Below are 12,912 nucleotides of genomic sequence, written 5' to 3'. Positions count from 1 at the left end.
GCACTTCGGGCACCCCGGGCGCGCCCGGGCGGGACGCCGGGGCCCGGCGCGGCCCGATGACCGGGCGGCCGGGCCGGCGGGGCTCAGAAGCGGCGCCGGACCCGCAGGGTGCTCGCCAGGCGCCGGACCTTGGGCACGTTGGTGGAGAGCACCAGGTAGCCCGTGAGAGTGCCCACGGTGGTCGCCCCGCCGGCGATAAGCGGCGTGTGGTAGCGGCGCCACCGCTCCGGGTCCGAGGCGAGGATGTGCGCCATCCCGTTGATGGACGCGGCGATCACCGCCCCGGCGACCACCTGGTGGCCGATCTTCTCCCCGCGCTTGAGCAGCGGCTCGAACTCGTCGGCGCGCAGGTGGACGTCGAAGCCGCCCCGTTCCAGGACCACGATCAGCCGGCGCAGGTACTCCGGGGCCTCCACGCCCATCTGCACGGCGTCCTCCACGACGTCCCGCAGCCGCTTGACCAGGACCTCGGGGGAGAGCCGGTGCAGGACGAAGCGCTGGGCGTAGGGGGTGAGGACGGTGACCAGGTCGAAGTCCGGGTCCAGGCCCGTGCCCACGGACTCGGCCGTGACGAGCATCCGCAGGAACAGGGCGGACTCGCGCGGCAGGTGCATCCGGTAGCGGCGGAGCAGGCCGATGAGGTCGCCCATGAGGTGGCCCACCCGCACCTCCTGCAGCGGCTTGTTGGCGTAGCGGCGCAGCATGATCCCCACGTCGCGGTCCAGCTCCCGCTTGTTGACGTCCTCCTCCTGGGACGTCATGCCGAGCAGCCCGGCCGCCGCGCGCCGGGGGTTCTGCTGCACCACCCCGAGCATGAGGGTGACCAGGTGGTCGCGGAACTCGTCGGTGAGGGTGCCCATCATGCCGAAGTCGATGATGCCGATCCGCCCGCCGGTCTCCACGAAGAGGTTGCCCGGGTGCGGGTCGGCGTGGAAGAAGCCGTGCTCGAAGATCATCCGGCAGATGGCCTCGGTGGACTCCACGGCCAGCAGGTGCCGGTCGAGCCCGGCGGCCTCGAGCGCGGGGTAGTCGTTGATCTTGATCCCGCGCACCCGCTCCATGGTGAGGATCCGGGAGGTGGAGGCCTCCCAGAAGATCTCCGGGATGTGCACCCGGGGGTCACCCCGGAAGTTCTCCGCCATCCGCTGGGCGTTGCGGGCCTCCGTGAGGTAGTCCAGCTCATCGCGCAGGGACTGGGCGAACTCGTCCGCGAGCCCCGCGAGGTCGAAGTGCTCCACGGCCGGCCAGTAGGTGGACAGCAGCTTGGCGAGCTCCGCGAGGATCTCCAGGTCCCGGTTGACCTCCTCGACGACGCCCGGCCGGCGGACCTTCACGACGACGTCGACGCCGTGGTAGACGGCCGCGTGCGCCTGGCCGATCGAGCCGGTGGCCAGCGGGGTGGGGTCGATCTGGGCGAGGATCTCCTCCGCGGCGGAGTCCGGCTCGGACTCGATCATCGCGCGGATCTGCTCCGGGGGCACCGGCGGCGAGTTGTCCTGCAGCCGGGTGAGCTCCTGCACGTAGCGCGGCGGCAGGAGGTCCGGTCGCGTGGAGACCAGCTGCCCCAGCTTCACGAAGGTGGGACCGAGCTCCTCGAGGGCCTGCCGCAGGTGCACCGGCTGGCTGTAGAGCTTGTTCGGGTCGATCAGGCGCACCCGGGCCAGCGGCGCCCGCCACTCCTCCTTGATCCCGCCGAGGGCGAAGCCGAAGCCGTGCTTGGAGAGCACCTCGAGGATCTGCAGGAAGCGTTCGCGGCGGCTGATCATCGGCCGGCCACTCCGGTGCTCATCCGGGCCAGGTAGAAGGACATGAAGCCGGTGGCCACCGCCACGATGAAGCACAGCGCGCTGACCAGCGGCTCGATCCCCAGGAACACCGCTCCGACCCCGGCCAGCAGCACGGTCACCGCCAGCAGCGCCCACACGGCCACGCCGACCCGCCCTGCGGCACCGCCGCGGGGGCGGGCGGAGGAGCGCTGCGCGGAGACGTCCTCGTCCGGCCCCGAGCGCTCGGCGCCGGCGGCCCCCGCACCGGCCACGGTCAGGCCCTTGCGCCACTTCTTGGCGTTGCGTGAGCGGTCGGCCTCCGCGGGGACGTAGGCGTCCGGCACCGGGTGGCCGTCGGTGGGCGGGAGCAGCTCGGGGACGTCGTTGGGCAGCCGCTCGAACCACTCCGCCGGGATCTCCTCCGGGCGGGCGGCCTGGATGGTCATCGACACCTCGAAGGCCGAGCCGCGGATCGTGCCCCACACCGCGGTGAGCAGCTCGTGCTGGAACGCGTGGTTGATGATCGGGATGAACTGCTGGGACATCTGGGTCGACAGCCGGCCCACCTGCCGGCGCTCGTAGAGCACGTCCACGGTGTCCACGACCTGCCCGTGGTGGTTCTTGACCTTGTTGGCCTCCAGGGTCAGCATCACCCGGCCCTCGCCGGAGGGCGGCACCACGCTGTGCAGGTACTCGGCGAACTCCTGCTCGTCCAGGACCTTGATCGAGGGCCCCTGCGGCAGCACGGTCGCGTGGGTCGGAGGCGTGTTGAGCGGGAACAGCAGGTCCGGGGCGGCGATGGACAGCCGCGCCGTCGCGTCGACCTCCGCCTGCCCGTCCTGGCGCAGCACGGTGGCGTCGAGCTTGAGCGGGGCCACCGGTGTGAAGCCCGAGGCGATCACCCGGGCCAGGTAGGGCCAGTACCGCTGCGCGTCCTGCTGGGCGAGGTGGCCGATCTTGTTGGGGCCGATCCGGACCGAGACCGTGTGCGGGTCGAAGGGGTTGTCCGGCTCCGGCACCAGCGCCGCGTTGCCCGTCCAGGTCCGCAGCTTGCCGAAGGACAGACCGCCGAACACCCGCATGATCTCGGTGTCGTAGAAGTTCTCCGTGACGATCTCCAGAGAGCCGCGGTCGTTGAGCGCGTAGTCGGTCATGGTCTCCCTCGGTGGAGCTGGGGCGGCAAGTCGTCAATAGCTTCTCACGATTCCCGGAACGGCCGGTTCAAGCCCCGGCCCCTACGGTGTCCGGGCCGACTGGTGCAATGAGCACCGATCAGGAGTCCCGTGCGGACACCGATGAGGACGCTGATCAGGACACCGGGCGGGCCCCGGTGGCCGCCCCGGGACGAGAGCCGGACCGGGACCGGAGAGGAGGCGCGGATGCCCCAGGGCCAGGTCCCCCCGCCCGAGCCCGCCGGCACGGCCGTGGACGTCGACGTGCTCCGCACGCTGTTCCTCAGCCCCGCCGGCTGGATCCACCGCCGCGTGGAGTCCGTGCTGATGAGCCCCGACGGCGTCACCCGGCGGAAGGTCTCCCTCGACGTGGACCTCGCCGCCCACGACCCCTGGCCGGCCGACGCCGCCGGCCGGCTGCTGGTGCCGGTCACCATCCAGGCCAAGCAGCCCCTGCGCAACTTCGACGCCGTCTGCGAGGGGGAGCCCGCCCCCGTGCTCGGCACCGAGGACAACGGGGCGCTCGCCGAGCTGCTGCTGCGCGGACTCATCCCGGAGCAGCTGCCGCTGGCCGAGGCCGCCCTGCTGGCCGAGCAGCACGTGCCCGCGATCGTGCACGTGCCGGAGCTGCTCGTGGAGGACGCCCTCGACCGGTTCTGGGCCCACTGCGAGCACCTGCGCACGGTCGTGCACGAGCTGATCGCGCTGGGCCGGCTCTCGGCCGAGGACGCCGAGAACTGGGACGGCGACTTCGCCCTGTTCACCACGGTGGCCGACCAGCTGGCGCGCGGGTTCCTGCTGACCTTCGTGCTGCCCGCCGAGCTCGCGGGCCGGCGGCTCGTGCTCAAGTACGCGATGGACGAGCAGTACGCCGCCGGCCGCCGGTCGCGGGCGCAGGACCGGCTGCGGCACTGCTGGAAGCCCTGGGTCGGCCGGGTGGGCCTGCACGACCTCGCCTCCTGCCGCAGCTTCCACCTGGAGCTGACGGTGCCCGCGGAGGTCCGGCTGCACGAGTTCACGGTCCTCTCCGCCGAGGACGACAGGAGCGGCACGGTCCCGGACCGGGCGGTGGACCGCGTCCTCGCCGAGGACCGGATCGTGCAGCGATGGCCCGGTGCCGTCCGCGGCCACCTGGCCCTGCGGCCCACGTCCCGTTTCGACGACGCCTTCTGCGAGATGGTGATCCTGCCGGCCCGGCAGGGGATCACGGCGTTCGCGTCCGTGGCGGTGAGCCTGATCACCGCGGTCCTGCTGCTCGTGGGTGTCGTGGCGGCCGCGCCCGAGCGGGTGCTGGGGCCGGGCTGGCAGGTGCCGTCCGCGGCGGCGTCGATCGTGATGTCCGTGGTCGCGGTGCTGCTCTCCTGGATCAACCGGCAGCCCGAGCACGACCTCTCGGTGCGCGTGATGCGCCCGCTGCGCTACGCCCTGAACCTGGAGGCGTTCGTCATGCTCATGCTCGCCGGCGCGGCGTCGGTGCCCTTCACCCCGGGGGCCGCCGGGGCCTACTGGGCCCTGCTGCTGCTCCTGCACACGCTGTCCCTCGTGCTGGTCGTGCGCACCTGGTGGGTGCGCCGGGCCGTGGACCGCGGCCGCTACACCGCCCGGGCGCGACGGCGCGGGCCGTGACCGGCGGCGCTCTGTTCAGTGGGACGGTGGCCTCCTACACTGGAGAGGTCACGGAAAGGATCCACCATGGCCTATGACGCACGGACCGGCCCGCAGGAGCCCCAGCCGCGCCGCACGCGACCGAACGACTCCAAGGTGAACGTGCTGCAGCTGGGCAACTCGTCGATGTCCCTGGGCCAGAGTCTGGACCGGCGGGTCTTCAAGTCCAACGAGGACGCCCAGCGCGCGGTGGAGCGCGTGCTGCGCCGGGCCGCCCGCCGCGCCGGCTGAGGCGACGCCGCCCGGAGGCGCGCCGTCAGGGGCGGGCCGCCGCCTGGGCGCGCAGGGCCCGCAGCAGGTGGTCCTGCTCCTCGGCCAGGATCCGGCGCAGCGCGGCCGGCGCCCCGGCGTGGTTGCTCAGCCACAGCTCCGTGCGCGCCACCACCGGGTGGTGCTGCGGGTCGCGGCCCGGCTCCAGATCGGCGTCCGAGGGGTAGAGGCCCTCGACCGTGCGGGTGGCCATCCCGATGGACCGGCGCGCCCAGACCTCCTCCAGCATGGCGAAGTAGGGCTCCCGGTAGGGCTCCACGAGCTCCTCCGGGCCGAGCCGGAACCCGGCGATCGTGGCCGTCAGCAGGTCGTTGGACAGCCCCTCCCCGGTGATCGCCTCCCACGCCTCGGCCTTGGCCTCCGGAGTGGGCCGGGCGGCGCGGGTGCGGGCCCACCCGATCTGCCCGGTGCGGGTGCGGTCCGCGGCGTGCTCCCGCTCCACGGCGGCCTCCAGCTCCGGGTCCGGGCCGTGCGCGGTGGCCACCAGCGCCGTCCACAGCGCCCAGCGCAGCTCGGGGCCCAGCGTCAGCCCCGGCAGGGCGTCCGCCCCGGTGAGCAGGTCCCGCAGCCAGCCGTCGTGGGAGCGGTCGCGCCGGGCCAGGCGCGCGGTCTGCCGGGCGAGGGCGAGCTGGCGGTCGCTGCCGGGGTCCGCCCCGCGCAGCTCGCGCACGGCGACGTCGAGCAGCCGCCCCCGCAGCCGGTCCCGCCGTGCCGGCGGGGTGTAGCGCTCCACGGCCTGCACGGCGTGCTCCACGGCGTTGACGAACATCCCCGCCTGCGGCTCGGCGAACCCGTGGTCCAGGACGGCCCCCACCCAGTCCCCGGGGTCCAGCTCGGCGTCGCGGGCGGCATTCCACAGCCCCGACCACAGCTGGGCCCGGGCCATGGCGTCCTCCACGGAGGACAGCGAGCTCAGCGCCGTGGTCAGCGACAGCGGGTCCAGGCGGGTCTTGGCGTAGGTCAGGTCCTCGTCGTTGACCACCAGCAGCGGCGCGGTGGAGCCCACGAGCTCCGGGACCTCCACACAGGCCGCCGCGGGCAGGTCCACGCTGACCGTGCCGGTGCGCACGAGCACGTCCCCGGGCCCGCGCTCGTAGCCGCCGAGCAGCAGCCGGTGCGGGCGCAGCACCCCGGGGCCGGGCTCCTGCAGCAGCGCGGCGAAGGTCACCGCCCCGTCGTCGTCCCGGGCGAGGTCCAGGCTCAGGGTGCCGACCCCGGAGGTGGCCAGCCAGGAGTCCGCCCACCCGCGCACGTCCCGCCCGGAGGCCTCCTCGAGCACCGCCAGGAAGTCCTCCAGCGTGGTGGACCCGTAGGCGTGGCGGCGGAAGTAGGAGCGGCACGCGTCGACGAACGGGCCGTAGCCCACGAACGCGACGAGCTGCTTGAGCACCGCCGCGCCCTTGGCGTAGGTGATGCCGTCGAAGTTCTGCCGGGCGGCCTCGAGGTCCGGGATGTCGGCGACCACCGGGTGCGTGGTCGGGAGCTGGTCCTGCTGGTACGCCCAGGCCTTGCGCCGGTCGGCGAAGGCGATCCACGCCTCCTCGAAGTCGGTGGCCTGCACCGACGCGTGGGCGCCCATGAACTCCGCGAAGGACTCCTTCAGCCAGAGGTCGTCCCACCAGCTCATGGTCACCAGGTCCCCGAACCACATGTGGGACATCTCGTGCAGCAGCGTGTTCGCCCGGCCCTGGTACTGGGCACGGGTCGCCCCGTCCGGGAACAGGTACTCCTCGGTGAACGTCACCAGCCCCGGGTTCTCCATCGCCCCCAGGTTGTACTCCGGCACGAACGCCTGCTCGTACTTCCCGAACGGGTACGGGTGGTCGAAGAGCTCGGTGAAGAACGTCAGCCCCTGCCGGGTGAGGTCGAACAGCTCACGGGCGTCGAGGTGCTCGGCCAGCGAGGCCCGGCAGTACAGGGCCAGCGGCACGGTCATCCGGCTGCCGTCCTCGAAGGAGTGCCGCCACTCGCTCGCCACCCGGTGGTAGGGCCCGGCCAGGACGGTGGTGATGTACGTGGAGATCCGCTCGGTGGCGGAGAACTCGTGCCGCAGCGCCCCGCCGCGCTCCGCCTCCGGGGCGGGGGAGCTCACCATCCGCACCCCGTTGGACGAGACCTCCCAGCCTCCGGGGCCAGGACCGTGAACCGGAACGACGCCTTGAGGTCGGGCTGCTCGAAGCCGGCGAAGACCCGGCGGGCGTCCGCCGGCTCGTACTGCGTGTAGAGATAGGTCCGCCCGTCGGACGGGTCCACGAAGCGGTGCATGCCCTCGCCCGAGCGCGAGTAGTGGGCCCGGCCGGCCACCGTGACCTCGTTGTCCGCCGCCAGCGAGGGCAGCCGGATCCGGGAGCCCTCCACGACGTCGTCCGGGTCCAGGGCCAGGCCGTTGACCGCCACCGACTCCACCGAGTGCGCGATGAAGTCCAGGAACGTCTGCGCGCCCTCCTCGGCGCGGAAGCGCACCGTGGTCACCGACCCGAACGAGTCCTCGGCCGGATCGGCGGCGGCGGAGAGGTCGAGCACCACCTCGTAGTCCTCCACGGTGATCAGCGCGGAGCGGTCGGCGGCCTCGCGGCGGGTCAGGTTGTCGTTGCGCACGGTGCCATTGAACCATTCGGGCCGCCGCCCCGCCCTGGACAGCAGGCTGACGGTGCCTAGGCTGGAGGCGACCGCCGCCCTCGACCCCAGGAGGCCCCCCATGGCCGACGCCCCGCCGCCCCCAGCGGGCGCGCCCCGAGCCGGCGGGTCCCGCCGGGCAGGACCGCCGCACCGTGCTCGCCGGCGCGCTGCTGGGCGCGGGCATCGCCGCCTCCGTGGTGGACCTCGCCGTGTTCCACCTCATCCTGCACTGGCACCACTTCTACGACCTGTCCACCACCGGCGTCGCGCTGTTCTCGGACGGCCTCTTCCACGCCTTCGGCTGGTTCGTGACGGTCGGCTCGCTCTTCCTGCTCGCGGACGTGCGGCGGCGCGGGGCCCTGTCCTGGGGACGCTGGGCCGGGGCGCTGCTGGCCGGCCTGGGTGCCTTCCAGCTCTTCGACGGCGTGGTGCTGCACAAGGTGCTCCGGATCCACCAGGTCCGCTACGACGTGGACCTGCTGCTCTACGACGTCACCTGGATCGGCACGGCCGTGCTCGCGCTCGCGGTGGGGCTGGGGGTGCTCCACCGCGCCCGGTCCGCCCGGGCCGGACGGTGAGCCCGCACCACGGCGGTGCGGATTGGGCCGCCGTGGAGGCCGTGGCCGTGCTCGCCCTGGCGGCGGGCGCGGCCGGCTACGCCGCGGCGCTGTGGGCGGCACGGCACCGCAGTCCGTGGCCGGTCCGGCGGACCGTCCTGTGGTTCGCCGGGCTCGGCTGCGCGGGGGCTTCTCTGCTGGGCCCCCTGGCCGCCGCCGCCCACGGCAGCTTCGCCGCCCACATGGTGGTGCACCTGCTGCTCGGGATGGCGGCGCCGCTGCTGCTCGTGCTCGGCGCGCCCGTGACCCTGGCGCTGCGGGCGCTGCCGGTGGCCGGCGCCCGGTGTCTGGCCCGGCTCCTGCGCAGCCGTCCGGTCCGGGTGCTGAGCCACCCGGTGGTGGCGGGAACGCTGAACGCCGGGGGCCTCTGGGTGCTGTACAGCACCGGCCTGTACGCCGCCATGGACGCCTCTGCGCCGGTGCACGCCGCCGTGCACGCCCACGTCCTGCTCGCCGGGTACCTCTTCACCGCGGCCGTCGTCGGGGTGGACACCGACCCGCACCGAGGATCCCTCCGGCTGCGCGCGGCGGTGCTGGTGGGGTATCTCACCGTGCACGCGGTGCTGGCGAAGCGGCTCTACGGGGACCCGCCCGCCGGGGTGGGGACCGCCGACGCGCAGCTGGGGTCCCGGATCATGTACTACGGCGGGGACGCCGTGGACGTGGCCCTGCTCGTGGTCTTCTTCGCCCAGTGGTATGCCGCCGGCCGGACGCGGGCCGCCCCGGCGGCGGCGTGGACGGCCGGGCTCAGGCCGCCGGCGCGGAGCCGCCCCGGGCCTCGAGCTCGGCGACGAGCTCGTCGTGCCGGTCCTGGGTGACGGGGTGCGGGCCGTCCGGAGCGGTCAGGTACTCGTGCTCGAGCTGGCACACCACCCGGCTGTGCAGCACCTGCAGCTCCACCAGGGACAGGGCGGAGAGCTCGGCGGGGAAGGCGCAGTCCGGGCCCAGGCACGTGTCGCAGCCGGACGTTCCCCCGGCGGCGGGGCCGGCCGGGGACGGGACCGTGTCGAGGCCGCTCATGCCGCCACGGCCTTGGTATCGATGCTGCCGGAGGGCCGGGAGACGGGGACGGGGGCGGCACCGGTGCGGCACCGGGCGACCGGGTCGATTCGCGCGACGACGGTCAGCTGGGAGTCCATGGAGGATTCCTTCCACGACGGGATGACATGGCCGGCTGCTTGACCCGTGAGGTCGAGCTTAGACCGGTAGTCCGCCCGCCACCAGGGGGGACGCGCGGCCGTGCCCGGGCCGGGGACCCGGACGCGGTGCGGTGCGCCGGACCCCGGGCCGCCGACCGGTAGCCTCGGGGGCATGCGCACACTCGTGGTCGGTTGGTCCAGCGTCCTGCACGGAGAGGCGACGGCCGGTGACGTCCTGGCCATGGACGCCGTCGCCGACGCCCTCGGCGCGGCCGGCGTCCCGCACGACGTCGCCTGGAGCGCGGTGATGTGCCCGCCCGGCGGGCTGCGCCTCGACGACGCCGACCCCGGACGGTACACCGATCTCGTCTTCGTCTGCGGGCCGGCCACCGGCCGCTCCATCGCCGAGCTGCACGAGCGCTTCGTCCACTGTCGCCGGATCGCGGTGGGGGTCAGCGTGCTCGACCCCGGCGACCCGGTGACCGCCGGGTTCCACCGGGTGATCGCCCGCGACCGCCCCGGGGCCGGGGCGCACCGGGACCTGGCGGCCCGCCCGGTGCCGCAGGCGGTGCCCGTGCTGGGCGTCTACCTCACCTCCGGGCAGCAGGAGTACGGTGCGCGACGCCGGCACGAGACGACGCGGTCCGGGCTCGAGGCGTGGCTCGGCGGGCTGGACGCGGCCCGGCTGCCGCTGGAGACCCGGCTGGACCCGCGCGACTGGCGGCTGCCCGCCACCGCGGCGCAGGTCGGCTCCGTGATCGCCCGGCTCGACGCCGTCGTGACCATGCGCATGCACGGTCTCGTCCTGGCCCTGCGGGCCGGGGTCCCCGTCCTGGCCGTGGACCCCGTCGCCGGGGGCGGGAAGGTCACGGCCCAGGCACGGGCCTGGGACTGGCCGGCCGTCGTCGGGCCCGAGGAGCTCGGCGCCGACCTGCTCGAGGAGCAGCTGCGCTGGTGCCTGTCGGAGGACGGGCGGAAGGCCGCCCAGGCGCGCTCCGTGAAGGACCCCAGCGGGGCCGAGCAGCTCCACGACCTCGTCCGGGAGCTGGGCGGCACGCCCCGCCCCGGCACCGCCGGCCCGCTCGGCGCCGAGACCGGCGACAGGCTCCTCGAGCGGGCCGGAACCCCTGCGCACCAGCGGTGACACGCCCCCAAGATCAGCCGCCTGATCAGTCTGTGTAATACTCCGCTCTATGAACTACCTGGGCATCAACGCGATTTTTCACGACCCCGCGGCGGCTCTCGTCGTGGACGGCAGAGTGGTGGCGGCGGCGGAGGAGGAGCGCTTCTCCCGGCGCAAGCACGGCAAGCGGCCCGTGCCGTTCTCCGCGTGGGAGCTGCCCGAGCAGGCGATGCGCTGGTGCCTCGCCGAGGCCGGGCTGACCCCGGCGGACCTGGACGCCGTCGGCTACTCCTTCGACCCGGCGATCGCCGCCGAGATGCCGGACGACCCGTACGACCCGGTGCGGGTGGACTACGCCCGCCGGGCCCCGGGCTTTCTCGCCGAGGCCCTGCCCGGCCTGGACCGGGACAAGGTCCGCTTCGTCGAGCACCACGTCGCGCACGCGGCATCGGCGGGCCTGGCCGCCCCCTCCCGCACCAGCAGCGTGCTCGTGGTCGACGGCCGCGGCGAGGCGCACTCGCACCTGGCCGGACGCTACCGCGACGGCGAGCTGGAGATCCTGCACCGCCAGGCCCTGCCGGAGTCCCTGGGCCTGCTCTACGAGTCCCTCACCGACCACCTCGGCTTCCTGCGCTCCTCCGACGAGTTCAAGGTCATGGCCCTGGCCTCCTACGGCGAGCCCCGCTTCCTGCCCGAGCTGCGCGAGATCGTCCGTGCCACCGGCGACGGCGGGTTCACCGCCCAGGCCCCGGACTGGACCCGCTTCGCCCCACGCCGGATCGACGACGGCACCTGGGGCGGCGACCATGCCGACCTCGCCGCCTCCGTGCAGGCCGTCGTCGAGGAGGTCCTGGTGGACCTCGCCACCTGGCTGCACGGCCAGACCGGCGACCGCGTGCTGACCATGGCCGGCGGCACCGCCCTGAACTGCGTGGCCAACTCCCGCATCTGGCGGGAGACCCCCTTCGAGGAGGTCTGGGTCCAGCCCGCCTCCGGGGACTCCGGCACCGCCCTCGGCGCCGCCCTGCACCTGGCCCAGGAGGCCGGTGACCTCGGGGAGCCGCAGCCCACCGCCGCCCTCGGGCGCAGCTGGTCCGACGAGGAGCTCGCGCAGTGGCTGCGCACCGCCCAGGTGCCCTTCACCACACCCGAGGACCTCGCCGGGGAGGTCGCCGACGTCCTCGCGGACAACGGGGTCGTCGCCTGGTTCGACGGCCGCAGCGAGTTCGGCCCCCGTGCCCTGGGCCGCCGGTCCCTGATCGCCAACCCGATGCACCAGGAGAACCTCGAGCGGCTCAACGACGTCAAGGGCCGGGAGCAGTTCCGCCCCGTGGCGCCCATGGTCCTCGAGGAGCGCGCCGCCGAGATCTTCAGCGGCGGACCGATGCCCAGCCCGTTCATGCTCTTCGTGCACGACGTGGCCCCGCAGTGGCGGGAGAGGATCCCCACCGTCACCCACGTGGACGGCACCGCGCGCATCCAGACCGTCACGGACGAGGACAACGCCGGGATCGCGGCGCTGCTGCGGGCCTTCGACGAGCGCACGGGCGTGCCCGTCGTCGTGAACACCTCGCTCAACACCGCCGGCCGCCCCATGGTCGACGACCCCCGCGACGCCCTCGAGCTCTTCGGCTCGGCCCCCGTGGCCGCGCTCGTGCTGGGCCCGCACCTGGTCCGCCGCGCCTCCTTCTTCCAGGAGGCCCGATGACGCCGGCGTCCACCGAGCCCGCCACCTACGCCGTCGTCATCCCCTCGGTGGGCCGGCCCACCCTGCAGTGGCTGCTGGACACCCTCTCCGCCCAGGACGTCGACGCCCGTCACCCCGGCCCCCTGGAGGTCGTCGTGGTCGACGACCGCCACGGGGACGTGGCGCCGCTGCGGCTGAGCGTCCCGGACACCGTCGCCTGGACCGTGCGCACCGTGCGCGGCTACGGGCGCGGACCCGCCGCGGCCCGCAACCGCGGCTGGCGCGCCGCCCGGCGCTCGGGCGCCGAGTGGATCGCGTTCCTCGACGACGACGTCGAGCTGCCCGCCGGCTGGGCGCAGCGGCTGGCCGAGGACCTCGCCGCGTGCGGGCCCGAGACCGGCGCGACCCAGGGCCGCATCGACGTCCCGCTGCCGGACACCCGCCGGCCCACGGACTGGGAGCGCAACACCGCCTCCCTCGAGGACGCCGACTGGGCCACCGCCGACATGGCCTACCGCGTGGCGGCCCTGGAGGCCGTCGCCGGCTTCGACGAGCGGTTCCCGCGCGCCTACCGCGAGGACGCCGACCTCGCCCTGCGCGTGCGCCGGGCGGGCTGGCAGCTCGTGCGCGGCGAACGGCGGATCACCCACCCGGTGCGCCCGGCCGACGACCTGGTGAGCCTGCGCGTGCAGGCCGGCAACGCCGACGACGCCTGATGCGCCGGCTGCACGGACCGGACTGGCGCGCCGCGGCGGAGGCGCCCGCGGCGGCTTCGCGTGGCACGCCGCCACCGTCGGCGCCCTGGGGTCACCGCGGGCCGGGGCCGCGGCGGCCGCCGGGGCCGCGGCCCTGGG

11 protein-coding genes and 1 pseudogene are annotated in these 12,912 nt (G+C 74.4%); 7 read left to right on the top strand and 5 right to left on the bottom strand.

Annotated elements, in window-relative coordinates:
- Positions 1–83: 83 nt before the first annotated feature.
- Both BJF77_RS06045 and BJF77_RS06040 read right to left on the bottom strand, forming a co-directional pair.
- Entirely contained in the window at positions 84–1,766 is a 1,683-nt protein-coding gene (locus BJF77_RS06045) for an AarF/ABC1/UbiB kinase family protein (protein ID WP_075871592.1), read from the bottom strand.
- Entirely contained in the window at positions 1,763–2,920 is a 1,158-nt protein-coding gene (locus BJF77_RS06040; protein WP_075871591.1) for a hypothetical protein, read from the bottom strand. The genes BJF77_RS06045 and BJF77_RS06040 overlap by 4 nt, the downstream gene beginning before the upstream one ends.
- A gap of 225 nt (positions 2,921–3,145) precedes the next feature.
- On the opposite strand from BJF77_RS06040, the gene BJF77_RS20465 reads away from it, so the two are divergent.
- Positions 3,146–4,564, top strand: a complete 1,419-nt coding sequence (locus tag BJF77_RS20465; protein WP_075871590.1) for a hypothetical protein — start codon at positions 3,146–3,148, stop codon at positions 4,562–4,564.
- Positions 4,565–4,630: 66 nt separating this feature from the next.
- Positions 4,631–4,834: a hypothetical protein gene (locus tag BJF77_RS06030; protein WP_047801466.1), complete on the top strand. Its 204-nt coding sequence runs from the start codon at positions 4,631–4,633 to the stop codon at positions 4,832–4,834.
- 25 nt (positions 4,835–4,859) lie between these two features.
- Here the strand turns inward: BJF77_RS06030 and pepN are convergent.
- Positions 4,860–7,471, bottom strand: a pseudogene (gene pepN, locus BJF77_RS06025) (aminopeptidase N).
- Between the two features lie 173 nt (positions 7,472–7,644).
- Between pepN and BJF77_RS06020 the strand changes: the two are divergent.
- Positions 7,645–8,070, top strand: a complete 426-nt coding sequence (locus tag BJF77_RS06020) for a DUF2243 domain-containing protein (RefSeq protein WP_047801472.1) — start codon at positions 7,645–7,647, stop codon at positions 8,068–8,070.
- Positions 8,067–8,927 (top strand): cytochrome c oxidase assembly protein, encoded by an 861-nt coding sequence (locus BJF77_RS06015; RefSeq protein ID WP_083664999.1) that lies wholly within the window; start codon positions 8,067–8,069, stop codon positions 8,925–8,927. The genes BJF77_RS06020 and BJF77_RS06015 overlap by 4 nt, the downstream gene beginning before the upstream one ends.
- Here BJF77_RS06015 and BJF77_RS06010 read toward each other — a convergent pair.
- Together BJF77_RS06010 and BJF77_RS21455 are read right to left on the bottom strand one after the other, a co-directional pair.
- A complete protein-coding gene (locus tag BJF77_RS06010; RefSeq protein ID WP_047801467.1) occupies positions 8,857–9,129 on the bottom strand; it encodes a hypothetical protein in 273 nt (90 codons plus the stop codon). The genes BJF77_RS06015 and BJF77_RS06010 overlap by 71 nt on opposite strands.
- Positions 9,126–9,248, bottom strand: a complete 123-nt coding sequence (locus tag BJF77_RS21455) for a hypothetical protein (protein WP_255396155.1) — start codon at positions 9,246–9,248, stop codon at positions 9,126–9,128. The genes BJF77_RS06010 and BJF77_RS21455 overlap by 4 nt, the downstream gene beginning before the upstream one ends.
- Positions 9,249–9,420: 172 nt before the next feature.
- Between BJF77_RS21455 and BJF77_RS06005 the strand changes: the two genes are divergently transcribed.
- From BJF77_RS06005 to BJF77_RS05995, 3 genes are read left to right on the top strand one after another with little or no spacing between them, the layout of a single operon-like run.
- Entirely contained in the window at positions 9,421–10,392 is a 972-nt protein-coding gene (locus tag BJF77_RS06005; RefSeq protein WP_075871588.1) for a polysaccharide pyruvyl transferase family protein, read from the top strand.
- Positions 10,393–10,441: 49 nt separating this feature from the next.
- Positions 10,442–12,079 carry a carbamoyltransferase C-terminal domain-containing protein gene (locus tag BJF77_RS22305; RefSeq protein ID WP_075871587.1) on the top strand — a complete coding sequence of 546 codons (1,638 nt, stop codon included), beginning with the start codon at positions 10,442–10,444 and terminating at the stop codon, positions 12,077–12,079.
- The gene (locus BJF77_RS05995; RefSeq protein WP_075871586.1) at positions 12,076–12,774 is read left to right on the top strand and encodes a glycosyltransferase family 2 protein; all 699 of its coding nucleotides are present in this window, start codon (positions 12,076–12,078) and stop codon (positions 12,772–12,774) included. Before BJF77_RS22305 ends, BJF77_RS05995 begins: the two co-directional genes overlap by 4 nt.
- The last annotated feature ends 138 nt before the right edge of the window (positions 12,775–12,912 follow it).

Source organism: Kocuria sp. CNJ-770, from assembly GCF_001942375.1.
Taxonomy (GTDB): Bacteria; Actinomycetota; Actinomycetes; order Actinomycetales; family Micrococcaceae; genus Kocuria; species Kocuria oceani.
Note: the sequence above shows the minus strand (reverse complement) of the source record. Positions and strands in the feature narration are given on the sequence as shown.